We start from the raw sequence: 24813 nt of genomic DNA, 5'->3' as shown, positions 1-24813 counted from the left end.
CTGGCAATCTGCGTAGCCTACTGGTCCGACCAGTGCACTAGCCAGGAGGCTGTAAGACATGAGGCGAATCGGCACCTGGATCGCCGTGGGCGGTCTCCTGCTGGCCACGGCCGCGTGCGGCGGCGGTGGTGGATCGAAGAGCGGCACGGGCGGGCAGGCCGCCAAGAGCGAGTCACTGGCGGTCGGGTTCGTGGCCGAGCCGGCCAACCTCGACTTCACCTCCACCGAGGGCGCCGCGATCCCGCAGGCCCTGCTGGTCAACGTCTATGAGGGCCTGGTCAAGCTGGACCAGGACGGCAAGATCCAGCCGCTGCTCGCCGAGAAGTGGGACGTCTCGGGCGACCGCAAGACCTATACCTTCACCCTGCGCAAGGGCGTCACGTTCACCAACGGCGCCCCGTTCACCGCCGACGACGTGATCTTCTCGCTGGACCGGGTGAAGAAGGACTGGCAGCTCAAGATCAAGGCGCAGCTCGACGTGGTGGACAAGGTCGAGAAGGAGGACGAGTCCACTGTCATCGTGACGCTCAAGCACCCGAGCAACGGCTTCCTCTATTCGATGGCGACCAGGCTGGGCGCGATGTTCAGCCGCACCGGCGTCGCCGACCTGGCCAACAAGCCCGTCGGCACCGGCCCCTACCAGCTCGGTTCGTGGAAGCGCGGCGACTCCATCCAGCTCGCCGCCAACGCCAAGTACTGGGGCACCAAGCCGAAGCTCTCGGCCGTCACGCTGAAGTACTTCAAGGACGCCACGGCGATGAACAACGCGCTGCTGACCGGCGGCATCGACGTCATCTCCAGCGTCCAGGCGCCCGAGTCGCTGCAGCAGTTCGCCGACCCCAACCGCTTCGAGACGGTCGAGGGCACCACGAACGGCGAGGTGGTGCTGTCGATGAACAACGGCCGCCCGCCGTTCAACGACAAGAAGGTGCGGCAGGCCGTCCGCTACGCCATCGACCACAAGGCGCTGCTCGACACCGCCTGGGCGGGCCGCGGCCAGCTGATCGGCTCGATGGTGCCGCCCACCGACCCCTGGTACGAGGACCGCACCGGCGACTACCCCTTTGACGCGGCCAAGGCCAAGGCACTGCTCGGCGGCAAGACGTACAACGTCAAGATGCGTATCCCGAACCTGCCCTACGCGGTCGCGAGCGCGCAGGTGGTCAAGTCCCAGCTCGCCCAGGTGGGCATCACGGCCGACATCGAGCCGCTGGAGTTCCCGGCCCGGTGGCTGGACGTGGTGTTCAAGCAGGGCGACTACGACATGTCCATAATCAACCACGTAGAACCCCGCGATATGGGGATTTTTGCGGACAAGTCGTACTACTTCCGTTACGACAATCCGGAGTACGGCAAACTGCTCGCCGCCGCCGACGAGGGCACCGAGCAGCAGCAGGTCGACGACCTCAAGCAGGCCGCCAAGCTGCTGTCCGACGACGCCGCGGCCGACTGGTTGTTCGGCTTCCCCAACCTGATCGTGGCGAAGAAGGGCGTCACCGGGCTGCCGAAGAACGGTATCGCGGAGGCCTTCGACTTCACGGCCCTCGCCAAGCAGTGATCCTTTACCTGCTGAAGCGGCTGGCGGTGCTCATCGCGAGCACCGCCGTCGCCGGGGTGGCCGTCTTCGCCTTCATGGCGCTGCTGCCCGGCGACCCGGCCGAGATCGCGCTGGGCGTCAACGCGACGCCCGAGGCGGTGGCCGCGCTGCGCGAGCGGTTCGGCACCGACCGGCCGCCGCTGGCCCAGTTCGCCGACTGGTTCGGCGGGCTGATCCAGGGCGACTTCGGCACCTCCTACGTGACCAGCTCGCCCATCGGCCCGCAGATCGGCGACCGCCTGGGCGTGACGGCGGTGCTGGTGCTCGGCGGCATGGTGATCGCGCTGCTCATCGCGGTGCCCGCGGGCACGTTCGCCGCCGTCCACCACCGCAACCCCCTCGGTGTGGCCATCAGCGCGGCCAGCCAGGTCGGCATCGCGATCCCCGCGTTCCTGGCCGGCATTCTGCTGGTGTTCGTCTTCGCGGTGAAGGCGCAGGCGCTGCCGTCGGGCGGCTACGTGCCGATCGACGAGGACCCCCAGGCGTGGCTGCTCGGTCTGCTGCTGCCCTGGCTCTCGCTCGGCCTGGTGCAGGGCGCGGTCCTGACCCGGTACGTCCGCAGCGCCGTGCTCGACGTGATGCGCGAGGACTACCTGCGCACCGCCCGCGCCAAGGGCCGGGGCCGGATGGGCGCCCTGTGGCGGCACGGCCTGCGCAACGCCTCCATCCCCGTGGTCACCGTGCTCGGCCTGCAACTGGCCACCCTGCTCGTCGGCGCGGTCGTGGTCGAGCGGGTGTTCGTCATCCCGGGGCTGGGCGACCTGCTGCTGAACGGCGTCGCCGGGCGTGACCTGCTGCTCGTCCAAGGTGTGGTGATGGTGCTGGTGGTGGCCGTACTGCTGATCAACTTCGTGGTCGACGTGACCTACGCCGTGCTCGATCCGAGGCTGCGATGAGGGGCCGGGTCAACGCCGGGCTGGTCGCCGGGGGCGTGCTGGTCGGGATCGTCGTCCTGGCCGCGCTGGTGTCGTTCGTGTGGACGCCGCACGACCCCACGCTCGTCGACGCCTCGAACAAGCTGCGCGAACCCGGTGGTGGCTACCTCCTCGGCGCCGACAAGTTCGGCCGCGACACCCTCAGCCAGCTCATGGTCGGCGCCCGCACCACGCTCTACGTGGGCATCGTCGCCGTCGGCATCGCGGCGGTGATCGGCACGCCCCTCGGCATGATCGCCGGGATGACGCCGCGCGGCTGGCTGTCGGAGCTGATCATGCGGGTCAACGACCTCGTGTTCGCCTTCCCGGCGCTGCTGCTGGCCGTCATGCTCGGCGCCGTCTACGGGGCCGGGACGCTCACCGCCATGATCGCGATCGGCGTGGCCACCGTGCCTGCCTTCGCCCGGGTGGCCAGGGCTGCCACGATGCAGGTCATGGTGACCGACTACATCCTCGCCGCCAGGGCCGCCGGGCGCCGGCGCGCCGCGATAGCCGTACGGCACGTGCTGCCCAACATCGGCTCGATGCTGATCGTGCAGGCGTCGGTGTCGTTCGCCATCGCGATCCTGGCCGAGGCCGCGCTGTCGTTCCTCGGCTTCGGCACCCGGCCGCCGATCCCGTCGTGGGGCCGGATGCTGCAGGAGTCGCAGGAACTGCTCTTCTCCACCCCGCGCCTGGCCCTGTGGCCGGGCCTGGCGATCGCGCTGGCCGTACTCGGGTTCAACCTCCTCGGCGACGGCCTGCGTGATTACCTCGACCCCAAGCTCAGGAGGATCCGTGCTGAGCGTTGAGGGGCTCACCGTCCGCGCCGACTCGGTGGAGCTGGTCCGGGAGGTCTCCTTCGACATCGCGCCCGGCGAGCGGGTCGGCCTGATCGGGGAGTCCGGCTCGGGCAAGTCGCTGACCGCGCTGTCGCTGATGGGCCTGCTGCCCGAAGGCGTGCGGGCCTCGGGCACGGCCCGGCTGGGCGAGCGCGACCTGGTCGGCGTGCCGGAAGGGCGGCTCAAGGACCTGCGCGGGCGCGAGGTGTCGATGGTCTTCCAGGAGCCGATGACCGCGCTCAACCCGCTCATGCGCGTCGGCGCGCAGGTCGCCGAGGTCATGACGCTGCACGGCAGGCCACGCGCCGAGGCCCGCGCCCGCGCGGTCGAACTCCTCGATCGGGTCCGCCTCCCGCGCCCGGAACAGCTCGCCCGCTCCTACCCCCACCAGCTCTCCGGCGGCCAGCGGCAGCGCGTCATGCTCGCCATCGCCCTGGCCAACGAGCCCGGCCTGCTCATCTGCGACGAGCCCACCACCGCGCTCGACGTCACCGTGCAGAAGCAGATGCTGGAGCTCATCGCCGAGGTCGCCCCCGCGCTGCTGTTCATCACCCATGACCTCGCGGTGGTCGCCGCCGTGTGCGAGCGGGTCCTGGTCATGTACGGCGGGCGGGTCGTCGAGAGCGGCCCGATCCGCGAGGTCTTCACCAGGCCCCGACACCGCTACACCGAGGGCCTGCTGGCCGCCTCGAAGCTGACGCCGCGCGGCACCCGGCTGCCCACCATCAAGGGCAGCGTCCCGGCCGCCGGGCGCTTCCCCGACGGGTGCGTGTTCAGGAACCGCTGCCCGTACGCCTCGGAGAAGTGCGAGACCGAACCGGCGCTGACAGGAGACGGCCATGCCCACGCATGCTGGCACCCCGCTGATTGAGGCCCGCGACCTCAGCCGCGTCTACCGCCGTCCCCGCACCTCGCTCGCCCGGCAGGGCGAGGCCGTGCACGCGCTGCGCGAGGTGTCGCTCACCGTGGGGCGGGGCGAGCGGTTCGGCATCGTCGGCGAGTCGGGCTCCGGCAAGTCGACGCTGCTGCGCCTGCTGTGCGCGCTCGACCAGCCCACCAGCGGGTCGATCCGGTTCGACGGCCAGGAGATCACCGGCCGGCCGGAGCGGGCGCTGAAGTTCCTGCGGCAGAGTCTCCAGATCGTCTTCCAGGACCCGATGAGTTCGCTCGACCCCCGGATGCGGGTGCGCGACCTCGTCGCCGAGCCCCTGGTCGCGCTCGGCGAGCTGGTCGGCGGCCGGGTGAGCGAGCTGCTCGACGCGGTCGGCCTGCCCGCCTCGGCCGCCGACCGCTACCCGCACCAGTTCTCCGGCGGGCAGCGGCAGCGCATCGCCATCGCCCGCGCGCTCGCGCCCAGGCCCAAGGTGCTGGTCGCCGACGAGCCGGTCAGCGCCCTCGACGTGTCGGTCCGCGGCCAGATCCTCAACCTGCTGGCCGACCTGGTCGACGAACTCGGCCTCACGCTGGTCTTCGTCTCGCACGACCTGTCCGTCGTACGGCATGTCTGCGAGACCGTCGCGGTCATGAACAACGGCTCGATCGTGGAGACCGGGCCCGTGGACGAGGTCTGGGCCGCGCCGCGGCATCCCTACACGCGGACGCTGCTGCAGGCCGTACCGACATTGGAGGGATTGCTGTGATCGAGGTCGATGAACTGGGTGTTGTGGAGTTCACCCAGGCGCTGGTCCGCATCCCGAGCACCAACGACCCGGCGCGCGGCCGGGCCGAGCGGCCCGCCGCCGAGCTGGTCGCGGCCAAGATGCGCGAGTGGGGCTGGGCGCCGGTGGTGGACGAGGCCGCGCCCGGCCGGCCCAACGTGGTGGCCGTGGTCGAGGGCGGCGGGGGCGACGGGCCGACGCTGATGTTCGAGGGACACACCGACGTGGTCACCGAGGGCGACCTGTCGACGTGGACCGTGGACCCGTTCGGCGGGGAGATCCGCGACGGGCGGCTGTGGGGTCGCGGCAGCGCGGACATGAAGTCGGGGCTGGCCGCCACCCTCTACGCCACCCGCGCCCTGCAGCTGGCCGGCCCGTTCCCCGGCCGGATCAAGGTGTGCGCGCTGGCCGACGAGGAGGGGCTGATGCTCGGCGCCCACCACTTCGTCGCCTCCGGCCTGGCCGCCGACGTGGACGGCGCCATCGTCGCCGAGCCCGAGGCCGGGGAGATCTGCGCGGTCGCCAAGGGCGCGCTGCGGCTGCGGGCCGACTTCACCGGCAAGATGGCGCACGGCGCGATGCCGCAGCACGGCCGCAACCCCATCCAGGCGGTGGGGGCGCTGCTGGTGGCGCTGCGGGCGCTGGAAACGGAGCTGCAGGGGCTGCACCCCGCGCACGAGCACCTCGGCGAGGTGTACGTGACGCCGACCGTGGTACGAGCCGGGACCGAGGAGCAGGTGAACGTCATCCCGGCGACGGCGTCGGTGTTCATCGACGTGCGGACGATCCCCGGCCTGGAGCACAAAGTGGTGGCCGAGCGGGTGGCCGCGCTGGCCGCCTTCGACGGGATCTCCGCCGAGGTGTCGATCCTGGTGGACCGGCCGCCGGTGGACGTGCCCGTCTCCGACCCCGTGGTGGTGGCGCTCGCCGCCGCGCACCAGCGGGTGACGGGCTCCGAGCCCGTCTACGGCGGCGTACCCGGGTCCACCGACGGCACCGTGCTGACGCACTGGGGTGGGATCCCGTCGGTCGTGTACGGGCCCGGCGGCAAGTGGATCGCGCACCAGGCGGACGAGTACGTCGAGGTGGCGGAGATCGTCCGCTGCACCCGCGTGTTCGCCGAGGCGGCCCGGATCTTCCTCACCCGGCCGGCGTCGTGACGGACCCGGTCGGCGTTGTGACTGCCGGAGCGACGAACTCGCTGGTCGACGTCGCCGGGCTGCGGGTCGGGCATGCCCAGCGGGTGGGCGACGGCTACCGCACGGGGACCACCGTCGTGCTCGCGCCGCCCGGCGGCATGGTGGCCGGGGTGGACGTGCGGGGAGCCGCGCCGGGCACCCGGGAGACCGAGCTCCTCGACCCGCGCAACCTGGTGGAGCGGGTGCACGCCATCGTCCTGACGGGCGGCAGCGCGTACGGGCTCAGCGCGGCCTGCGGGGTCATGGAGCGGCTGGCGGACGCCGGGATCGGCTTCCCGGTGGAGGGCGGCGTGGTGCCGATCGTGCCCGCCGCCGTCATCTACGACCTGGGCCGCGGCGGCGTGTTCCGCGCGGTCCCGGACGGCCGGTTGGGCGCCGAGGCGTACGACGCCGCCACCTGGTCACCTGATTCGTGGGTGAACGGGTCGGTCGGGGCGGGCACCGGCGCCGTCGCCGGTGGGCTGGCCGGCGGCATCGGTACGGCCAGTGTCGTGCTGCCCTCGGGTGTCACCGTGGCCGCGATGGCCGTCGTCAACGCCGTCGGATCGGTGCTCGACCCGGCGGGCGGACGGCTGTCCGGCACCCGGTACGGGCTGCCCGGCGAGTTCGACCACCTCCGCGAGCCCCGCGAGGAGGAGGTGGCGGCCTGGCAGGGCGCCACGGTGACCTCGTTCAACACGACGATCGGCGTGGTGGCCACCGATCTGACGCTCACCAAGGCGCAGTGCGGCAAACTGGCCGGTGTGGCGCACGACGGGCTGGCCCGGGCGATCAGACCCGCCCACACCATGGTCGACGGCGACACCATCTTCGGCCTCTCCACCTGCGCCCTCCCCTTCCCCGGGGCCACCGCACCCGGCAGCCCCGAAAGGGGCGCCACCGCCTTTGACGGCGCCGTAAGGAGCACCTCCGCTGAAGGCGCCGCTGGGAGCGCCCCCGCGCCGGTGGGTGCCGGGCGTAACGCGCCCGGAGCCGCCGGGCTGCATGACGTGCTCGCCGCCGGGGCCGACGTGTTCAGCCGGGCCGTGGCGCACGCCATGCTCGCCGCCACCGGCCGCGACGGCGCGCCCGCCTATCGAGACGTGTTTCCAAGCGCTTGGGGGAACTAGCGTGACTTTTCAGGATTGGCCCGCCGGGCTGCCCGTGGGTGACGGGTGGGTCGAGGTCCCGGACACCACCGACGTGATCTTCCCGTACGACGGCTCGGTGGTGACGTCCGCGCCCGTCGGCACGGTCGCGCTGGCCCGGCAGGCCGTGGAGGCGGCGCTGGCGGCCGCTCCCGGCATGGCCGCGCTCCCCTCGCACGCCCGCCGCGCCGCGCTCATGGCCGCCCATGACGCCCTGGCCGCGCGGCGCGCGGAGTTCGAGCGCCTGCTCGTACTCGAGACCGGAAAACCGCTGGTGGACTGCCAGGTCGAGGTGGCGCGGACGCTCGTCACGCTGCTCACCGCCGCCGAGGAGGTGGCCCGGCTGCACGGCGAGACCGTGCCGCTGGACCTGCTGCCGTCGGGGGAGGGGCTGATCGGGTTCTGGACGCGGCGGCCGATCGGGGTGGTGGTCGGGATCACCGGCTTCAACTACCCGCTGCTGCTGGCCGCGCACAAGATCGCCCCGGCGGTGGCCGCGGGCTGCCCGGTCATCGTCAAACCCGCGCCCGCGACGCCCCTGGCGACGCTCTGGCTCGTCCACCTGCTCCGCGAATCCGGCGCGCTGCCTCCGGCGGGGGTACAGCTCGTCACCGGCGACGTCGAGGTGGGCCGGACGCTGGTCGAGGACCGGCGGATCGGGGCCGTGTCGTTCACCGGCTCGGCGGCGGCCGGGCACGCCATCGCGAAGAGCGCGGCCCCCACCAAGGTGCTGCTGGAGCTGGGCTCGAACGCCGCGCTCGTGGTGGCGGCCGACGCCGACCTGGACGCCGCCGCCGCGGCGGTGGTGCGGGGCGGCTACTACGCCTCCGGGCAGGCGTGCATCTCGGTGCAGCGGGTGCTGGTGGAGGAGCCGGTACGCGAGGAGTTCCTGTCGCTGCTGGCCGGGCGGATGAAGGGCGTGGTGGTGGGCGACCCCCGCGACCCGCGGACCCGGGTCGCGCCGCTGATCGACCCGGCCGCGACCGAACGGGTGCTCGGCTGGGTACGCGACTCGGGCGCCACGCTCGTCACCGGCGGCGAACTCGACGGGCGGGCCATCGCGCCCACCGTGCTCGCCGACGTGCCCGACGGGGCCGTCGCCTGGGACGAGGAGATCTTCGGCCCGGTGGTGTGCGTACGCTCGGTGCCCGGCATGGACGCCGCGTTCGCCGCCGTCAACGCCTCCAGGTACGGCCTGCACGCCGCGGTGTTCACCCGCTCGCTGGCCACGGCCTTCGCCGCGATCGACCGGATCGAGGCCGGAGGCGTGGTGGTCAACGAGGTGCCGGGGTTCCGGGCGGACAACATGCCCTATGGCGGCGTCAAGGACTCGGGTGCCGGCCGGGAAGGGCCCAGGTTCGCCATCGAGGAGCTCACCGTCACCCGGATGGCGATCATCCGCCCTTGAGGCGCTAAGAGATATCCCTTAATACACGTCAGAGCGTGTTTTTCTCTACAGAGAGGCCCCGGTTTCCCGGGGTCCTGCGATCAGGTCGAGTTTAGGGCACCGCCTCCACCGAGGCGATCTTGCGCCGCTTCACCGAGTCCGCCTCCCATCCGACCTACCAGGCCATGCTGGAGGTGGGCCGGGCGCAGAAGACCATTTTTGTGGCCCGCTATCTGCGCCTGCACGAGCTGCAGCGGGAGATCCAGGAAGGGCTCAACGTGGTGGAATCCTCCAACGGAGCGAACTCGGTCATCTTCTACGGCAAGGGCGGCGACATCGCCACCAACCGGCGCGAGGAGTTGGAGATGAGCGTGTTGTGCCTGCGCATCCTGCAGGCCGCGCTCGTGTACATCAACACCCTGATGCTCCAAGATGTCCTGGCCGACCTCGAATGGGCCACCATGCTCAAACCTGCCGACCAGCGCGGGCTGACCCCGCTGTTCTGGCAGCATGTCCAGCCCTACGGCGAGGTACGGCTGGATGTGGCCAAGCGCCTTTCGCTCGGCGGCGCTGCGCAAGCTCCGGAGGCGGGCAACCCGGACTAGCTTCATGATCGTGGTAGGGCGTGCGCGCCCCTGGAGGACGGCGCCGGGTCGAAGGGCCGGCGATCCACGTGCAGGCCTGGAGAAGTCGTACAAGGAACTGCGTGTGTTGCGCGGCATGGACTTCGAGATGGCCACTTGCGTCGAGACGACGCTGCCCACGCATCCCCGGCTGCCTTTCTTGAGCGGGAAACGGGTCCCGGAGCCGCCGCCGGCTGAGGTCGCGGGACGCCGGGTGGCTTGACAGCCGCGGCGCAAGGTTGCATGGTTACTTACACATGTAGCTAACCAGTTGGGCGGCTAAGCCAACGATGGACGACGACCGACCGATCTTCCTTCAGATCGCCGAGCTGATCGAGAACTCGATCATCGACGGGTCGCTGGTGGAGGAGGCCCAGGTCCCGTCCACCAACGAGCTTGCCGCCTTTCACCGGATCAACCCGGCCACCGCGGCCAAGGGCGTCAACCAGCTCGTGTCGGAGGGAACGCTCTACAAGCGACGCGGCATCGGCATGTTCGTCGCCGGTGGCGCCCGGGCCAGGCTGCGCGAGCGGCGACGGGAACGGTTCACCGAACAGTACGTGGAACCCCTGCTCGCCGAGGCGCGCAAGCTCGGCATCGGCCACGACGAGCTGATGAAGATGATCGATTCATTCGGTGCGGTTGTCGGGAGGGACCTGGGATGACGGCGGTGGTAACCGCACACGGGGTGACCAAGCGCTTTGGTGACGTCACGGCGCTCGACGACGTGAGCTTCGCGCTGGCCGAGCACACGATCTACGGCCTGCTCGGGCGCAACGGGGCGGGCAAGACCACCCTGATGCAGATCCTCACCGGGCAGGCGTTCGCGTCGTCGGGGAACGTGTCGGTCTTCGACGCGCCACCGGTGGAGAACCCGGCCGTCCTGTCGAAGGTCTGTTTCGTCCGGGAGAGCCAGCGCTACCCCCACTTCTACACCGTGCGCCACGTCTTTCGCACCGCACGCCGGCTGTTTGCGAACTGGGACGACACGTTCGCGCACGGCCTCGCCGCGGACTTCCAGCTACCGGCCGGGCGGCTGGTCCGCAGGCTCTCGCGGGGCATGCTGTCGGCCCTCGGCGTGACCGTCGGGCTGGCCGCGCGGGCGCCCCTGACGTTCTTCGACGAGCCGTACCTCGGGCTCGACCCGGCCGCCCGGCAGCTTTTCTACGACCGCCTGCTCGCCGACTACGCCGGGCATCCCCGCACCGTGGTGCTGTCCACCCACCTCATCGCCGAGGTGAGCGATCTGGTCGAGCGGGTGCTGCTCATCGACCGTGGCCGGCTGCTGCTCGACGAGGACGCCGACGACCTGCGCGGGCGGGCGGTGGCGGCCACCGGACGGGCGGAGGCCGTGGACGGGTTCGCCGCCGGACGCACCGAGTTGCACCGCGAGCGGTTGAGCGGCCAGGTCCGGTCGACCATCCTCGGTGGGCTCGGACCGCACGCGAAGACGCTCGCGCAGGCGCTGAACGTCGAGCTGGAGCCGCTGTCGTTGCAGCAACTCGTGGTCCGCCTGACCGTACCGCCGACGACAACGGCGCCGGCGGACCGGGAGGCCGCCCGATGAACCGCATCCGTCAGGTGGCTCGTCTCCAGATGCCGGCCTGGCCGCAGATCGTGGGCTGGACGTGGGGCATGACGGCCGTCGCGTTCGGCATCAACCTGTTGACCTTCATGGCGAACTACGACCCGGGCGACGGCGTGACGAACACCGGCGGTCTGGTCAGCCTGTGCGGCGTCGCGATCGGGATGGCCGCCGTCTCGGTCACCCAGATCTTCCCGTACGCGCTGGGCATGAGCGTGACCCGCCGGGAGTTCTACCTGGCCTGGTCGCTGCTCGCGGTCGTCCAGTCGGTGCTCTACGCGCTGGTGCTCTGCCTGCTGCGCGCCGTGGAACAGGCCACCGGCTACTGGGGGGTGGGGATGCGCTTCTTCGGCCTGCCGTCCATGGATGACGCCAACCCGATGCTGCTCCTGCTCGGGTACGCGGTACCCATACTGGTCGTGACCCACCTCGGGATCCTGCTCGGCACGTTGTACCTGCGCTGGGGCACCACCGGCGTCCTCGCCAGCCTCACCCTGGCGTTCACAGCGCTCGGGCTGGCCGCCGCGCTGATCACGTGGACCCGGCAATGGCACGCGATCGGCCGCTGGTTGCTCGACCAGTCCCCCATGGCGCTGCTCGCCGGCTGGCCGGTCCTGGTGGCCGCCGCGTTCGCGGTCGGCGGGTACAGGCTCATCCGCCGTGCCACGGCGTAGGCGCGGCGGGCACTCGGCCGCTCCGGACACCGGACAACGCGAACACCAACATCCGCCCGTGATGGGCCGCCAGATTGTCAGCCCTGTCCGCCCGCGTCCTTGGGAGAGATGCAATGACGAACAACAACAACACGCCCCCACCCGCCGCAGGTCTCGGGATCTGGGCAAATCTCGGGATCTGGATCGCATTTGGCGCTGCCTTCGGCCTCCTCGTCGGCGTCGTCGTCGGGGGTTTTTTCGACAACTTCACCTACGGTGTCGGGCTAGGTATGTCCTTCGGTCCGGCCCTGGGCGTGGCCGCCTGGGCCGTCTTCATCGCACCGCGAAGGAATGCCCGCCGCGACTCCTGAGCGTCGCGCTGCTGATCCTGGACGCCAGATACGCGTCGGCGGCCACTCGTCCTGCGCGCCGCCACCACCCCCACCGCGATGTCCCAGCACTGCCTGTGCGGGTCCCGGGTGACCAAAACCCTGTCGGTCCGGGTGCACCACTGCGACCAGTGCGGGCTGAGGGCGCCCCGGGACCTGGTCTCAGCCGCGCTGGCCTCCTGCGTCACCCTCACCGATCCCAGCGACCCCGCCACGGCCCGGGTCGACTACACCCGGGCCGCCCAGCTCATCGAGACCTACACCATTGCAGGGCTGCAAGAAGTCCTGTCCGCGTCAACCGCATCGTGTCCCCCGCCCGCCCCACTCGCGGGAACGGACCACGCGGCAGCCACCACCCCGCTGGCCTCTGCGCGGCGAAGTGCCGGAGAGTACGGGACGCCGACCCGGATGAGACCCCCGACCCGGGGACCACGCCGGACAGACGTCCCCGCAACCCGGACTATCCCGACTTACGGGATAGCTCTTAGTTGGGCGGGTCGAAGCGGCCGTCCACGGCGGTCCAGCCGCCGTCCACGTACAGGACGGAGCCGGTGACGAAGCTCGCCGCGTCGCTCGCCAGGTAGACCACGGCGCCCGCCATCTCCTCCGCCCGGGCCCACCGGCCGAGCGCGCTCTTGGCGGCGTAGGCGTCGTACCAGGCGGGGTTGTCCTTGATCTGCCTGGTCAGCGGCGTCTCGACCACGCCGGGCGCGACCGCGTTGACCCGCACGCCATGCGGGCCGAACTCGGCGGCGGCGGTACGCAGCAACTGCACCAGCCCCGCCTTCGTGGCGGAGTAGACGCCCTGGCCGGGCTCCGTCACCGACGCCCGGATCGACGCGAACCCGATGATCGACCCACGTCCGCGCTCCACCATCCCCGCCCCGAACGCCCGGATCACGTCGAAGGAGGCCCGCAGGTTCAGCCGTACGACCCGCTCGAACTCCTCGCCGGAGTAGTCGAGCAGCCGCTTGCGCACGTTCGTGGCGGCGGTGAAGACCACCACGTCGGCCGGCACCTCGGCGGCGAGCGCCCGCACGGCCTCGGCGTCGAGGACGTCCACCGCGCGCGCCGCCCCGCCGCACCGTCGCGCGGTCTCCTCGGCGGCGGCGAGGTCGAGGTCCGCGCAGACCACCTCGGCTCCGTGCGCGGCCAGCGCCAGCGCCGACTCCCGCCCGATCCCGCTTCCGGACCCGATCACCACAGCGCGCCGCCCATCGAGGCGGAACAACGCGTCGTATGCCGTCATGCCGACCAGCCTATCGACTGGTCTGACCAGTGCACCAGGTCTGCCCTGAGGTGGCGTCGGCGATTCCCAGGGACAGGTCAGGGGTGATCACCGATGAGGCGGGCGGGGGTGGCGCGGGATCGTGGTGTCATGACCCCCACCAACAACCTCGCCAGGGCCTCTTTCACGGCCGGGCCCGCCGCGTTCCTCGGCGGCTGGCTCCTCATGCGTCCCATCGGGGGCGATCTCGTGCCCGGTCCGTGGTGGACGGCGGCGCACGCCGTGTGGCTGCTGGGATTCCTGCTGTTCGGCGTCATGGTGCTGGAGCTGCGGCGGATGGCGGCGCCCGCGACCGGCCGGCAGAAGGCGGCCGTGGGGGCGGCGACCGGGGTGGCGCTGTTCAGCGTCCTGGCCAACGTGGCCCAGCTCGTCATCGACCTGGTGGCCGGGTTCACCTCGGCGGACGGGGCGGCGATGCGGGTGTTCTTCGACCAGGTGCGGGGTTATCCGGGGGTGGACCTGGTCGTGTACTCGGTGGGCGCCCAGCTGTTCTTCGTGGCGCTCCTGGTGCTGGCCGGGATCATGGCGGTGCTGCGGCGGGCCACCTCGCTCAGCGCCGTGGTGCTCGCGGCCGGGGTCGTGGTGATGGCCGTGGCGGTCTTCGGGGTCGGCCGCGACTCGGCGCTGGTCGCGGTGGGGATGGCGGTGCTGTGGCTGGGCGCGCTGCTGCTCGGCCGGGGCCCCGGCGCGCCCGCGCTCAGCGCCTAGCGCTTCGCCTGGGCCGCCCAATCCGGCCTGAGGAGCTCGTACTCCACCTCACCCTGGTCGGAGCCGTCGATGACGTCCGGCCAGTCCGCGAAGAACGTGCGCACGAAGCGCAGTCCGCACTTCTCCATCACCCGCCGGGAGCCGCGGTTCACCGACATCGTCTGGGCGAAGACCCGGCGGGCGCCCAGCTCGGCGAACGCCTTGTCGATGAGGGCCAGCGAGCCTTCCGTGGCGTAGCCCTTGCCCCAGGACGACTTGCGCAGCCGGTAGCCCAGCTCGGGCTCGTCCTCGGTGCCGCCCTTGGGCGCCCGCAGGTGGAACCAGCCCAGGAACTCGCCCGACTCCCGCTCGACGGCGGCGAAGTAGCCGCCGCGGATGAAGGCGGGCAGGGTCTCGCCGACGATCACCTCGCGCGGGGTGGCCTTGCCGCCGTTGAGGTAGCGCATCACGTCGGGGTCGTTGTGCAGCTCGACGAGGTCGTCCGCGTCGGCCTCGGTGAAGCGGCGCAGGGTCATGCGGTCGGTCTCCAGATAGCTGTGCACGCGCCCACGCTAGCCAGCGGCCCCACCGCTCCTCGACCCGTTTTCCGTGTGATTGAGTGCGGTGAACGGCGAAAGAGGTGGGCGTGGGCGTGGGGCGGCGGACGCAGGCCGAGCGGACCAGGGTGACGACCGGCGAGCTGATCGAGACCGCGCTGCGGCTGTTCGGCAGGGACGGCTACGCGGCGACCTCGATCGACGACATCGCGCGCGAGAGCGGCATGACCAAGGGCGCGGTCTATCATCACTTCGCCGGGAAGGCCGATGTGTTCAGGGCCGTGTTCGTCCGGCAGGAGGAGCGGCTGGCCGAGCTGATCGCCGCCGCCTCCACCGGGACCGACGATCCCCGGGAGGCGGTCCGGCTGGGCGCGCTGGCCTTCCTGCTGGCCTGCGCCGGCCCCGAGGTGCGGCGGATCGTCCTGCTCGACGGGCCCGCCGTCCTGGGCTGGGACGGGGTACGGGAGATCGAGTACGAGCACACGCTCAAGCTGCTGCGCGCCGGCCTGGAGGTGGCAGCATCCCAGGGCGGCATCGCGCCCGGCGACGTGACGGTCCGCGCGCACCTGATCTTCGGGGCGCTGTGCGAGGGCGGGATGCTCATCGCCCGCGCCGGCGATCCGGCCGCGACGCTCACCGCCGTCCTCGCCCAGGCCGAACGCCTTCTCGACGCGCTCATCTAGCGTGCCCGGCAGTCCTGGCGCATCGCACTTTAATATCAAATGATACCGTATCGAATGAAATTATGCCTGGTAAACTGGGTTCATGAGCGCTGACGTTCCTGACGCGACCACCGTCTCGCGGGCGACCGACCGCCCCGGGGATGCCTCGCCTTTCGCTCTCGGCTTGCTGCTGCGCCAGGCGCACTGGCGCGCGGCCACGGTGATGGCAGACGCGCTTCGGCCGCTCGGCATTGAGTTGCGGCATTTCGCCGTGCTGATCGTGCTGGTCGACCGCGGGCCCACGATGCAGCGGGACCTGGCGGCGGCGACGGGGTCGGACAAGGCGGGAATCATGCGGGTCGTGGACGACCTGGAGCGTAAGGGGCTGGCTGTGCGCAAGCCCGTTCCGGGGGACCGGCGGGCGCGGGCAGTGGAGATCACGCCCCAGGGCGTCGAGCTTTTCGACGCGGCCCATGTGGCGGCGGAGCCGCTGGCTGAGCGCCTGGTTGCCGGCCTGGAGCCCGGCGGGCTCGAGCAGCTGAGAGATCTGTTGACCCGGTTCGCCTATCCCGCAGACGGTGAGGCGTAGGCGCACCCAACCGCCTGCGCCGGCGTGAAGTCGGTCCAGTAGCGCAGTAGTGGGCGACGGCGACGTTCATGGTCGGTTCCTTCGCGAGCCGGCTTCCTTGCGATGAGTGAGACATACATCTCTCACCAGATAGTATTGAGTGATACTATTGCGAATGATATGGTCGTGAACGTAGCTAAGTTAGACGAACCGACCAGAGGGAGCTGGCGATCTTGGACGTCTATGAGGCGGTGACGAGCCGACGAGCGGTGCGCGCATTCACCGACCGCCCTGTCCCAAGGGAGGTGCTGGAGCGCGTGCTGTCCGCCGCGGCTTGGTCGCCGTCCGCATCGAACCTCCAGCCATGGCGCGCCTATGTGCTGACCGGTGAGCCGCTGGCCGAGCTCAAGAAACGCGCCGGCGAGCGCCTGGCCGCGGGTGACCCCTGGGACGAGCGGGAGTACGAGACGTACCCGCCCGTACTGAAGTCCCCGTATCGCGAGCACCGATTCGCCTTCGGCCAGGAGCATTACGGCGCACTCGGTATTGCGCGTGACGACTTGGAGGCGCGCCAGCGGGCCGCTTCCGCGAACTGGGACTGTTACGGCGCGCCCGCCGCCCTGTTCTGCTACATCGACCGCGACCTGGGCCTGCCCCAATGGTCCGACCTCGGCATGTACCTGCAGACCGTCATGCTGCTGCTCCGCGCCGAAGGGCTGCACAGTTGCCCGCAGATGGCGTGGTCGATGTATCGCAAGACCGTCGCCGAGGTCGTGTCACCTCCGGACGAGCTCATCCTCTTCTGCGGCATGTCCATCGGGTTCGAGGACCCTACGGCGAGTTACATCCGTACGGGCCGGGCGCCCCTCGACGAGACGGTCACGTTCGTCGAGGGCTGATCCATCACGGCCAGACGCATTACGTCGCGGCCAAGGCTGGTGTCGCCGGGTTCGCCCGCCCGTGAACTGGGCGGCCATCACATGATCATCCCCGGCCGCACCAAGACCGAACAGGCGCGTAAGACGTTCCCAGCGGCGCTGCCGGGAACGCCGCGCGACACCCGGGCCCTGCGACGCGACCAGGTGCCCGAAGACCACGTCGGCACGGTCGACTCTTCCAACGCCGACTTCATCACCAGCCAGGCCGTCCACGTTGGCGGCGGCATGTTCATACCTTGAGAGGAAAATGCAGTGACTTACACCGTTGGTTACATCGTCGGGAGCCTGTCCCAGAAGTCGATCAACAGGAAGCTCGCTCTGGCGTTGACCCGTCTCGCGCCGCCGGAGCTCCACCTCACGGAGATCCCCATCGGCGAGCTGCCCTTGTACAGCCACGACCACGACCACGACTACCCCGCCGTGGCCCAGGAGTTCAAGGACGCGATCAAGGCCTCCGACGCCCTCCTGTTCATCACCCCGGAGTACAACCGATCCATCCCGGGCGCGCTGAAGAACGCCATCGACTGGGCGACCCGGCCTTATGGGGCCAACGTGCTGAACGGCAAGCCGTCCGCGATCATCGGAACCTCGCCCGGCCCGATCTCCACCGCGGTCGCACAGCAGCACCTCAAGACCATCCTGTCCTTTACCAACGCCCCGGTGCTGGGCCAGCCCGAGGCCTACATCCACTTCACCAAGGGACTGATCGACGACGAGGGAGCCATCCAGGTGCCGGCCACCGCCGAATTTCTGACCGGCTACATGCGGGCCTTCACGGAGCACATCCGGCGTCACCACGACATCTCGCACCTGTAGCCCACCCTGGGAGTGAGCCTGCATCGTCGCCCTTGGCGGCGGCGAAGGACAGGCCGGGGGAGTCGGCGAGAAACACCGTCGGTGGATGTCGGTGGATGTAGGGGTGGTCGGGTGGGAAGCACCTGATGTTAGCGGTCGCGTGGCGGCGGATGATCGTGCGGCAAGGCACGCCCGTTTCGACCCCAGGACAGGAAGGCTCGTCCATGCGACCTCCCCGCCGGTTACCGCGATGGTGGCAGGGCCTGACCGCGCTTGTGGCCGCCCTTGTCGCGATCATGCTGATCAGCTCTCCGGCGATTGCCGGGCCACCGATCGTGGCGCCGCCGCCGACCAAGCCGACGTTCACGCCCGTCCCGACGTTCCCCACACCCCCTCCGACCTTCCTGCCGACACCCACACCCACACCCACACCCACGCCGACGCCGACACCGACGAAGCGGAAGTACAAGATGGCGGTGGTCGGCGACAGCTACACGAGTGGTGAAGGCGCGAGCCATGACAGCGTCTACGTCGGGTACCCGGGCCCCGAGGACTGGCGGCATCAGTCCGGCTACGCGCCGGCTCACCTGGCATGGGCCTATCTGCAGCAGGGCCGTTATCCCTTCGGCACGTACACGATCCGGCCCGTCGAGATCCGCTCCACCTGGGCCTCTGACGAGCTGCACTTCAACGCGTCGTCGGGGGCCGAGACCAGACATCTCAAGAACCCGCAGTGCGAAGACCGGAACTGCGCCGTGGTGCGTAACCCGAGCCAGCTCGACGGCGTTCCCCAGGACTCCGACATCGTCTATTTCGGGCTCGGCGGCAACGACGCCAGCTTCGGATCACTGCTGGCGACCGCGATCACGGCCCACTACATAGGCGGTGCGGATGAGGACATCCACGACCCGAACGCCTACAAGCACCAGGCGCGCGACGTCAAGCTCGAGGTGCACAAGCTGCTGAAGCGGATGCCGCAGGTCTCGCAGAACATCGAACAGGCCCTGGTGGACACGAGCGCGAAGGCGACCAAGGCGGAGATCGTCGTGGCGCTCTACCCGTTGGCCGTCAAGGCGTCCGGCAACGCCGACACGAAGCAGATCACCGGCGCCGCCCTGGACGAGATGTATCCGTTCGCGGTCGCGGTGAACAAGGCGGTCACGGACGCGGTCGAGCGGTTCCGCGCCCGGTTCCCGCAGATCAAGGTGCACGTGTTCGACCCGAACGCGCCGGGACCGAACCTCCCCAGCGCGGTGGCCGGTCACGAGCTCGGCCAGCCGGATGCGTACTTCAACGGGCTGAAGACCCGCTACACGCTCTTGGGGGTGAACAAGCTTTTCAAGATCAATCAGGAGAGCTTCCACCCCAACGAACCGGGTGCCGTGGCGATCGGCAAGGCGCTGGCGAGCTTCATGGCCCGCGAGTTCCCCGACCTCTTCCCGGACGGGCCCGACTTCACGCACGTCAACACCAATCCGCAGGCATGGGTGGAGGACCCGGAGGGCGAGCACGCGTTCGAAGAATGGGCACACGCTCACCCGGAGCAGATGTGTGACGGGACCGACGTGGACAGCGTCTGCCACTACATCGGCCCGAACGGTACGACCAACTTCCCGGTGACCGTGGTGACCGATCCGATCCCGTGGCCGGCGATCCCAGGGGCACCGGTGGTGGGTGGCGGCAGCGGTGGCGGCTATGGCAGCGATCCGGGGTACAGCTGGATTCCCGCCACGTACACCTACCCGACCGGCGGTACGGGTGGCTCGGGCGGTACAGGCGGCTCCGGCGGCACGGGCGGCTCCGGCGGCTCCGGCGGCTCCGGCGGTACGGGTGGCTCCGGCGGCACGGGCGGCTCCGGTGGTACAGGCGGTACAGGTGGCGAGGGCGGCACGGGAGGTGAGGGCGGTACCGGCGGTACAGGTGGCACCGGTGGGGCCACGAACACGCCCAATGGGGATCCCTGCGCTCCCGTGACAGCGGTTCCGACCGGTGAGGCCCTGCAGGCCTCGACGTCCGTCGTGAGCGGGGGCGGCCTGCGAACGCCCATCAAGCTCATCTGGATCCAGTTCTCGAAGATCGTTCCCAAGCCGGACCCCTGCATGCCCAACATCAACGTCAACGACGACGTCACCGAGATCACAGACGAGGAGTGGGCTTAGACCACAGCCGGAGCGGCCGGGCGGGCACACGCCGTCCGGCCCCTCCCGTGCCGTCAGCGCTGTTTCCAAAGGCGATCGCTCCGTCGTGGGAGCCATATTGTGCGTGGTGGCGTACTTTGGAGGAACTGACGCGTCAACTCCCATACGGAAGGGCTGGGTATGGGAAAGAAGAAAAAGAAGAACAAGGAATTCGACGAACTCGCCGGTAAAGTGGCAGGGAAGATCGCAACGATCACTTATGGCCCTGCCGGAGTCCCCGCTGGTCTGGCACCGGCTGCGATGGGATTGCTTTATCTCTCTGATAAGCAGGACCTGGGACGTAGCAAGCCGGCGGTCGAAGCCGTCCTGGACTCTTTCGGCCTGCAACTCATAGGCAGTGATGACTATGAGAGGTGAAGCCAGGCGAGGTTCCCTCTGGAGTTCCCTCAAACGCGCTGCCACGAGGCAGGTGGCCGACGAGAGCGTTGACCTGATCGCTGACGAGCTTGTCGCCGGAGCGAAGGCGCGATTCCTGGGCGCGGCGCACGCACAGGTCACGGAACAGCAGGCCAACGCTATCGCGCAGCTTCTTGCTTCGCTCCAGGGCAGTTCGGACGCGCTCCTTACCTTCAGCAACATGTTGATAGCCAAGGTCAACAATGTGCCGGTGGTTCGAGAGCTGAGCCCAGCTCAGCGCGACTTCCTCATGCAGAACCCTTCGCTCAGCTCCACACCAGGAAGAGCACTAGCAGCCTTGGACAAGGTGGAACAAGCCCCATTGCAAGGGATAGTCACCCTTGCGGAGGCATCGCTGCCTCCGCACCCCATCAACCCCTGAAAGCTGACCAGCCACGCCCGAATCGTGGCAGTGGCATCCCGTTGCGGAGCTTCGGCAGCAGGCACGCCTGTGCCGCACACCTTTCTGGCCGCTGGGCGCTCCCCGATGGCACGGTCGTAGCCGGCCACCTGCACGCTGGCCGGCGTCCGCAGGTCAACGTCGCGCGGGTCGCACACCCCCGCTGATGCGCCCCGCCTGCACCTCTGCGTGGCCGAGAAGCCCTGATCTTGAGGTTGGGGTCCCATGTCGGCCCCAATTTGACGGTAAGTGATGAAGTGTGGTCGGGTTGTGACCTATGTTGCTGTTGGGATAAATCGCACCGCTTCGGGGGTAAGTGTTCCGTGCGGTATCCATGGCACGCCCTCGCGCGCGTGCTCGTTTCCGCTTCCATGACCAGCGCGGCCCTGGTGGCCGTGCCCGTCGCCGCGCAGGCGGCCGCGCCGTCGTACGAGCAGCCCTCGGGCAGACAGGCGGCCAGGCCCAAGATCCGTCCGTTGCCCGCCGTGCAGCAGCCGGCGCCCGCGGCCGTCAACGTGCCGCTGGAGCCGTCGCTGGCCCGCAGGGGCGCGGGCGCCGAGGCCGTCGGCCCGCAGGCGCCCGAGGTGACGACGCCCGCCGGGCCCACGCTCGTCAACGAGATCACCGCGGAGGCGGCCAAGCGCGTCGGCGCGAAACGGCCCGATCCGAAGCGGGTGCTGCCCGATACCGGTCAGGCGGCCACACTGGCGGTGAAGAATCCGGTCGCGGGGCTGTTCGACAAGCTCGCCGCCCAGAAGGTCGCGTCGGCGCTGTCCTACCGGCTCTGTGTGGAGAGCGAGGACGTGCCGGTCTCCTGCTCGGTCTCCCGGCCCGTGGCGGTGCCCGCCGCCGCTGACATCACCGGCGACGGCATGCCCGACCTGGCAGCCGACCTGGTGCCCACGGCCAGCCCCAAGGACTCGTCCGTCGGGCTGGGCTTCGCGGTCAGGCGGCTGCCCGGCGCCGAGACGAACCTCAAGGCGCAGGTCTGGGCCGAGTATGACGGCCGCGTGTCGGTCGGCTTCGACGGGTTGCACCGGGGCGCGTCGCTGTCCGGCTTCGACTGGGGCACCTTCACCGTCGACCTCACGGGCAAGCGGGTGAAGGCGAGTGTCGAGCGTACCGACCCCGGCGCGTCGGCCGCGATCGTGGCCGGGCTGACCGGCCGCAGCGTGGTGAGCCTGCGCCAGACGCCGGCCACCGAGAAGCTCTCGGTCGACGTGAACCTCGACTCGACCACCCTGGACGTCACCAGCTCGGGTTCCGCCAAGCTCGACGCGCTGGCCGTCAGCGGCAGCCGCTACACCCAGGCGGTGCTGGACAAGATGCCGGCCAGGGCCAAGATCGCGCTGACCCGGGGCGAGAACGGCGCCCGGATCCGCTTCAGCAGCCCGAGCTCGATCCGCCACGCCGAACTGCACAGCTACATCTACAACGACGGCGCTCTCGCCAGGGCGGCGAGTGTCGAGGCCCGCGACGTCCCGCCGTCCATGACCGCCGCCTACACCGCCGCGAACGGCAAGCAGATCCTCACCGTCGACTCGGGCCGGCCGCGGGCCGGTTCGGCCAAGCTGCTCTACTTCGACCGGGCCGCCGCCAAGACCGTGCTGCGGGCCGAGCTCAGCGGCCTGCCCGCCAAGGTCCGGCTGGTGAACGACCTGGCCGAGCACCGCGTGACGCACACCTCCAGCTCGAAGCTCGGCCGGTTCGCGATCGTGCTGCAGCGCGGTGAAGGCGCCATCTCCAGCCCGCGCGGCGGCCACGTCACGATGATCAAGAACGGGGACGCCGTCGGCGTGTCCGGGCTGCTGACAGGCCTGTCCGGCTTCGACGTCACCTACGGCTCCGTGCCCCACGCCCGCCTGGAGGTCGGCGCCGGCGGCCGGTCCTTCCTCGGCGCGGCCAGCATCGACGGCACCCGCCTGGCCAGGCTGGAGATCTCCAACACGCCCGCCAAGGTCGACGTGACGCTCGACCCGGCCGCCCGGAAGGCGGTCTACCAGGCCAGCGGCGTGATCGACAAGATCAGGGCCGCCTACACCGACACCAAGTCGGGGCCGACGATCGACGGCACCATCATGGGCGTGCACGACGACGTCAAGGCCGCCTGGGAGCTGGGGGAGCGCTCGACCGTCGACATCAGCTCCTCCTCCACGCTGGGCAAGGTGCAGATCTACGCGAACAAGGCGTACGTCACCAAGCCCCAGGGCGAGGACGTCCAGGCCGAGGTGTCCGGCGTGCGCAAGCACGTCGAACTGGTGGCCGACACCGCCGCCAAGACGCTGACCTGGACCTCGGACGGCCCGGTGCGCTCGGTCTCCGCGCTGGCCCGCGCGACCGCGCAGGGCCGCTACATCACCGCCGCCGCCGAGGTGACCGGCGTGCCGGCCCGCTTCGACGCCTCATGGAACGGCGGCGCCTACCGCTTCCGCGGCCTGTCGGGCCCGGTCGGCTCGGCGGCCGTGGCGTTCGCCAACCACGACGGCGCCAAGGCGCCCGCCGGGCCGCACCTGGCCGCCCACTACGACCAGGCCACCGGCGACCTCGACGCGAGCGTGCGGGTCAAGGGCCTGTCGGCGGTCGAGTTCAGCCCGGGGGAGCAGGGCTTCACCGCCGACTTCAAGGCGGCCCGGCAGACGCTCGCCCTCGACACCGACGTCACCCAGGACGACCTGCGCTTCGGGCTGCTCGGCAGGATCGGACCGCTGCCCGGCCGCCTCGCGGTCTCGGCGACCGGCGGCGCGCTGACGTACTCGGGGTCCCGGCTCGACGTGACGGCCCGCGCCTGGCTCGGCAAGGCGGGCGCGCTCAAGAACATGGCCGCCGCGCCGGCCATGCCCGGCGGCGTCTCGCTGGTGGACGGCGGCTGCGTCGCCGGGTCTCCCGGCTGCCGGCCGGGTGCCTTCTGTACGGACCGCGGCTGCTTCGGCGTCCAGGGCTACCTCGACGTGCGGGGACTGCCGGACCAGGTCACGGTGGACCTGGCCAAGAAGTCGTTCACGTTCGCCGGATTCGCGCCCAAGCGCCGCTCGCTGGGCGTCTACCTGGCCAGTACGATCCTGGCGCCGATGCCGATCAAGGCACGGGCCAGGCTCACCGGGCTGCCATCCAAGATCACCAGCATGTCCGTCGGCCCGTTCGACGTGACGCAGGGCAACGCCGTGCAGGCGAACTACCGGATCGAGCCGGCCGCCACGCTCGGCTCGCTGGACCTGCAGGCCGAGGCGGGCAACCTCCGCGGTCACGTGGCCATCGACCCGGTCCCGGCCGCCGTCGCCGTACAGGGCAGTTATGGCGCGCAGACCCGCATCCGGGTGACGAACTCCGCGGCCGTCAAGCGCCTCAGCGCGAAGGTCACCGTGGACGGGGCGGGCACCGGCGAGCTGCGCTTCGGCGACGTGCCCGCCAGGTTCGGCGTGGACGCGGACGCCTCCGGCGCGAACCTGCGGATGCCCGCCGTCACCTACAAGGCGCTGGGCGGCGTCAACACGCTCGACGGCTACCTCGGCGTGGAAGGCGGGCTGATCGACCCGAAGGGGAAGCTCGGCGACGTGTCGCTCGCCGTCACCGACCTGGCCGCCGACACCACCGTGCGGCTCAACCCCGACCAGTCGCTCGACCTGGTGTCCAAGCCGGTGCCGACAGGGCGGATCCAGGTGCACGCCGGGCTCGCCATCGACCCGGTCGCACCGCAGCGGATCGCGGTCAGCAAGGAGATCCCGTACACCACGGGCTTCCTGTCCTACCAGGTCGGCGGCGCCTTCGGGCTCGGCAGGAGCACGATCAAGGACGTGTCGCTGGACGTCCGCCGCATGGCGTGGCTGCGCGTCAGACCGGGCAAGATCCCGTTCGGCATGAAGGCGCCGCCCGCGCTGGGCTACGTCGCCCCCGGCTTCGAGGGCAACTACGGGCGCCTCGCCCTCGCCGCGAGCGGGGTGAACCTGCGCCCCGACGTCAAGCTGAACGTCAAGCTGAGCAGGAAGCTCGGCAACGACATCTTCAGCGACGCCGTCCGCATCGGCCCGGCCACCTCGCTCGCCATGCGCCGATACGACCAGCGGATGCGCCGGATCGGCGCCAAGCAGGCGATCAGCGCGGCGGGCGTGCAGCTGGCCTGCCTGACCGTTGACGCGAAGCCGGGCTTCGCCGCCAAGGGTGCGAACTCGATCACGCTGCGCGGCGCGGACGGCCCGCAGATGGTCTCGCTGATCGACCCCGGCGGGCAGGTGCCCGACTACGCGGTGGACCTGCTGACGCACTTCATGTCGCCGTTCCCCGGCGCCGAGTGGAAGGTGGCGGGGGCCAAGGCCGGACACTGCGCCACCACAGGGCAGCCCAAAGCCTGAGCCG

Annotated in this window: 24 protein-coding genes and 1 pseudogene; 23 read left to right on the top strand and 2 right to left on the bottom strand. The window is 70.4% G+C overall.

Annotated elements, in window-relative coordinates:
- The first annotated feature begins 58 nt into the window (after positions 1 to 58).
- The 13 genes and pseudogenes from KME78_RS54245 to KME78_RS54185 all read left to right on the top strand — a co-directional run bounded on the left by KME78_RS54245 (position 59) and on the right by KME78_RS54185 (position 11956).
- Positions 59 to 1558 (top strand): ABC transporter substrate-binding protein, encoded by a 1500-nt coding sequence (locus KME78_RS54245; protein ID WP_219537889.1) that lies wholly within the window; start codon positions 59 to 61, stop codon positions 1556 to 1558.
- Complete coding sequence (locus KME78_RS54240) at positions 1555 to 2493, top strand: ABC transporter permease (RefSeq protein WP_219537888.1); 939 nt, start codon at positions 1555 to 1557, stop codon at positions 2491 to 2493. Before KME78_RS54245 ends, KME78_RS54240 begins: the two co-directional genes overlap by 4 nt.
- The gene (locus KME78_RS54235) at positions 2490 to 3323 is read left to right on the top strand and encodes an ABC transporter permease (RefSeq protein WP_219537887.1); all 834 of its coding nucleotides are present in this window, start codon (positions 2490 to 2492) and stop codon (positions 3321 to 3323) included. Before KME78_RS54240 ends, KME78_RS54235 begins: the two co-directional genes overlap by 4 nt.
- Positions 3310 to 4224, top strand: coding sequence for an ABC transporter ATP-binding protein (locus tag KME78_RS54230; RefSeq protein WP_219537886.1), 915 nt, complete (start codon positions 3310 to 3312; stop codon positions 4222 to 4224). Before KME78_RS54235 ends, KME78_RS54230 begins: the two co-directional genes overlap by 14 nt.
- Positions 4193 to 4993: an ATP-binding cassette domain-containing protein gene (locus tag KME78_RS54225; RefSeq protein WP_219537885.1), complete on the top strand. Its 801-nt coding sequence runs from the start codon at positions 4193 to 4195 to the stop codon at positions 4991 to 4993. The genes KME78_RS54230 and KME78_RS54225 overlap by 32 nt, the downstream gene beginning before the upstream one ends.
- Positions 4990 to 6171, top strand: a complete 1182-nt coding sequence (locus KME78_RS54220) for a M20 family metallopeptidase (protein WP_308127489.1) — start codon at positions 4990 to 4992, stop codon at positions 6169 to 6171. The genes KME78_RS54225 and KME78_RS54220 overlap by 4 nt, the downstream gene beginning before the upstream one ends.
- 17 nt (positions 6172 to 6188) lie before the next feature.
- Complete coding sequence (locus KME78_RS54215; protein ID WP_219537884.1) at positions 6189 to 7319, top strand: P1 family peptidase; 1131 nt, start codon at positions 6189 to 6191, stop codon at positions 7317 to 7319.
- A 1-nt stretch (position 7320) separates the two neighbouring features.
- Entirely contained in the window at positions 7321 to 8745 is a 1425-nt protein-coding gene (locus KME78_RS54210) for an aldehyde dehydrogenase family protein (protein WP_219537883.1), read from the top strand.
- Positions 8746 to 8840: 95 nt separating this feature from the next.
- Positions 8841 to 9329: pseudogene (locus KME78_RS54205) on the top strand (Tn3 family transposase); the annotation flags it as partial.
- Positions 9330 to 9637: 308 nt separating this feature from the next.
- On the top strand, positions 9638 to 10012 hold the full coding sequence (locus KME78_RS54200; protein ID WP_189140698.1) for a GntR family transcriptional regulator: 375 nt from the start codon (positions 9638 to 9640) through the stop codon (positions 10010 to 10012).
- A complete protein-coding gene (locus KME78_RS54195; protein ID WP_219537881.1) occupies positions 10009 to 10914 on the top strand; it encodes an ABC transporter ATP-binding protein in 906 nt (301 codons plus the stop codon). Before KME78_RS54200 ends, KME78_RS54195 begins: the two co-directional genes overlap by 4 nt.
- Positions 10911 to 11606 carry a hypothetical protein gene (locus KME78_RS54190; protein WP_219537880.1) on the top strand — a complete coding sequence of 232 codons (696 nt, stop codon included), beginning with the start codon at positions 10911 to 10913 and terminating at the stop codon, positions 11604 to 11606. The genes KME78_RS54195 and KME78_RS54190 overlap by 4 nt, the downstream gene beginning before the upstream one ends.
- A 113-nt stretch (positions 11607 to 11719) precedes the next feature.
- Positions 11720 to 11956, top strand: a complete 237-nt coding sequence (locus tag KME78_RS54185; protein WP_219537879.1) for a hypothetical protein — start codon at positions 11720 to 11722, stop codon at positions 11954 to 11956.
- Between the two features lie 502 nt (positions 11957 to 12458).
- Here KME78_RS54185 and KME78_RS54180 read toward each other — a convergent pair.
- Positions 12459 to 13223, bottom strand: a complete 765-nt coding sequence (locus KME78_RS54180) for an SDR family NAD(P)-dependent oxidoreductase (protein WP_219537878.1) — start codon at positions 13221 to 13223, stop codon at positions 12459 to 12461.
- 129 nt (positions 13224 to 13352) lie between these two features.
- Between KME78_RS54180 and KME78_RS54175 the strand changes: the two genes are divergently transcribed.
- Positions 13353 to 13970: a hypothetical protein gene (locus tag KME78_RS54175; protein ID WP_219537877.1), complete on the top strand. Its 618-nt coding sequence runs from the start codon at positions 13353 to 13355 to the stop codon at positions 13968 to 13970.
- Here the strand turns inward: KME78_RS54175 and KME78_RS54170 are convergent.
- Positions 13967 to 14512, bottom strand: a complete 546-nt coding sequence (locus KME78_RS54170; protein ID WP_219537876.1) for a GNAT family N-acetyltransferase — start codon at positions 14510 to 14512, stop codon at positions 13967 to 13969. The genes KME78_RS54175 and KME78_RS54170 overlap by 4 nt on opposite strands.
- Before the next feature lie 83 nt (positions 14513 to 14595).
- Here KME78_RS54170 and KME78_RS54165 point away from each other — a divergent pair, with 83 nt between their 5' ends.
- The 9 genes from KME78_RS54165 (at position 14596) to KME78_RS54125 (ending at position 24809) form a co-directional block, all read left to right on the top strand.
- Positions 14596 to 15189: a TetR/AcrR family transcriptional regulator gene (locus KME78_RS54165; RefSeq protein ID WP_219537875.1), complete on the top strand. Its 594-nt coding sequence runs from the start codon at positions 14596 to 14598 to the stop codon at positions 15187 to 15189.
- A gap of 82 nt (positions 15190 to 15271) precedes the next feature.
- Entirely contained in the window at positions 15272 to 15757 is a 486-nt protein-coding gene (locus tag KME78_RS54160) for a MarR family winged helix-turn-helix transcriptional regulator (RefSeq protein ID WP_219537874.1), read from the top strand.
- Positions 15758 to 15969: 212 nt separating this feature from the next.
- Positions 15970 to 16635, top strand: a complete 666-nt coding sequence (locus tag KME78_RS54155; RefSeq protein ID WP_219537873.1) for a nitroreductase — start codon at positions 15970 to 15972, stop codon at positions 16633 to 16635.
- 81 nt (positions 16636 to 16716) lie between these two features.
- Positions 16717 to 16914 carry a hypothetical protein gene (locus KME78_RS54150; RefSeq protein ID WP_219537872.1) on the top strand — a complete coding sequence of 66 codons (198 nt, stop codon included), beginning with the start codon at positions 16717 to 16719 and terminating at the stop codon, positions 16912 to 16914.
- A 12-nt stretch (positions 16915 to 16926) separates the two neighbouring features.
- Entirely contained in the window at positions 16927 to 17490 is a 564-nt protein-coding gene (locus KME78_RS54145; protein WP_219537871.1) for an NADPH-dependent FMN reductase, read from the top strand.
- A 203-nt stretch (positions 17491 to 17693) separates the two neighbouring features.
- Entirely contained in the window at positions 17694 to 19628 is a 1935-nt protein-coding gene (locus KME78_RS54140) for an SGNH/GDSL hydrolase family protein (RefSeq protein ID WP_219537870.1), read from the top strand.
- A 159-nt stretch (positions 19629 to 19787) separates the two neighbouring features.
- Positions 19788 to 20024 carry a hypothetical protein gene (locus KME78_RS54135; protein ID WP_219537869.1) on the top strand — a complete coding sequence of 79 codons (237 nt, stop codon included), beginning with the start codon at positions 19788 to 19790 and terminating at the stop codon, positions 20022 to 20024.
- A 52-nt stretch (positions 20025 to 20076) separates the two neighbouring features.
- Complete coding sequence (locus KME78_RS54130) at positions 20077 to 20445, top strand: hypothetical protein (RefSeq protein WP_219537868.1); 369 nt, start codon at positions 20077 to 20079, stop codon at positions 20443 to 20445.
- A 371-nt stretch (positions 20446 to 20816) separates the two neighbouring features.
- Entirely contained in the window at positions 20817 to 24809 is a 3993-nt protein-coding gene (locus KME78_RS54125) for a hypothetical protein (RefSeq protein ID WP_219537867.1), read from the top strand.
- The last annotated feature ends 4 nt before the right edge of the window (positions 24810 to 24813 follow it).

Source organism: Nonomuraea guangzhouensis, assembly GCF_019396345.1.
Lineage (GTDB): Bacteria > Actinomycetota > Actinomycetes > Streptosporangiales > Streptosporangiaceae > Nonomuraea > Nonomuraea guangzhouensis.
The sequence above is the reverse complement of the archived record's forward strand: the minus strand, read 5'-3'. Positions and strand labels throughout refer to the sequence as shown.

What these genes read in the sequence shown, in the direction of transcription:
- KME78_RS54245 (WP_219537889.1), top strand. Translation starts at nt 59, where the DNA reads ATGAGGCGAATCGGCACCTGGATCGCCGTGGGCGGTCTCCTGCTGGCC.
- KME78_RS54235 (WP_219537887.1), top strand. Translation starts at nt 2,490, where the DNA reads ATGAGGGGCCGGGTCAACGCCGGGCTGGTCGCCGGGGGCGTGCTGGTC.
- KME78_RS54225 (WP_219537885.1), top strand. Translation starts at nt 4,193, where the DNA reads ATGCCCACGCATGCTGGCACCCCGCTGATTGAGGCCCGCGACCTCAGC.
- KME78_RS54200 (WP_189140698.1), top strand. Translation starts at nt 9,638, where the DNA reads ATGGACGACGACCGACCGATCTTCCTTCAGATCGCCGAGCTGATCGAG.
- KME78_RS54195 (WP_219537881.1), top strand. Translation starts at nt 10,009, where the DNA reads ATGACGGCGGTGGTAACCGCACACGGGGTGACCAAGCGCTTTGGTGAC.
- KME78_RS54190 (WP_219537880.1), top strand. Translation starts at nt 10,911, where the DNA reads ATGAACCGCATCCGTCAGGTGGCTCGTCTCCAGATGCCGGCCTGGCCG.
- KME78_RS54185 (WP_219537879.1), top strand. Translation starts at nt 11,720, where the DNA reads ATGACGAACAACAACAACACGCCCCCACCCGCCGCAGGTCTCGGGATC.
- KME78_RS54180 (WP_219537878.1), bottom strand. Translation starts at nt 13,223, where the DNA reads ATGACGGCATACGACGCGTTGTTCCGCCTCGATGGGCGGCGCGCTGTG.
- KME78_RS54175 (WP_219537877.1), top strand. Translation starts at nt 13,353, where the DNA reads ATGACCCCCACCAACAACCTCGCCAGGGCCTCTTTCACGGCCGGGCCC.
- KME78_RS54160 (WP_219537874.1), top strand. Translation starts at nt 15,272, where the DNA reads ATGAGCGCTGACGTTCCTGACGCGACCACCGTCTCGCGGGCGACCGAC.
- KME78_RS54150 (WP_219537872.1), top strand. Translation starts at nt 16,717, where the DNA reads ATGATCATCCCCGGCCGCACCAAGACCGAACAGGCGCGTAAGACGTTC.
- KME78_RS54140 (WP_219537870.1), top strand. Translation starts at nt 17,694, where the DNA reads ATGCGACCTCCCCGCCGGTTACCGCGATGGTGGCAGGGCCTGACCGCG.
- KME78_RS54135 (WP_219537869.1), top strand. Translation starts at nt 19,788, where the DNA reads ATGGGAAAGAAGAAAAAGAAGAACAAGGAATTCGACGAACTCGCCGGT.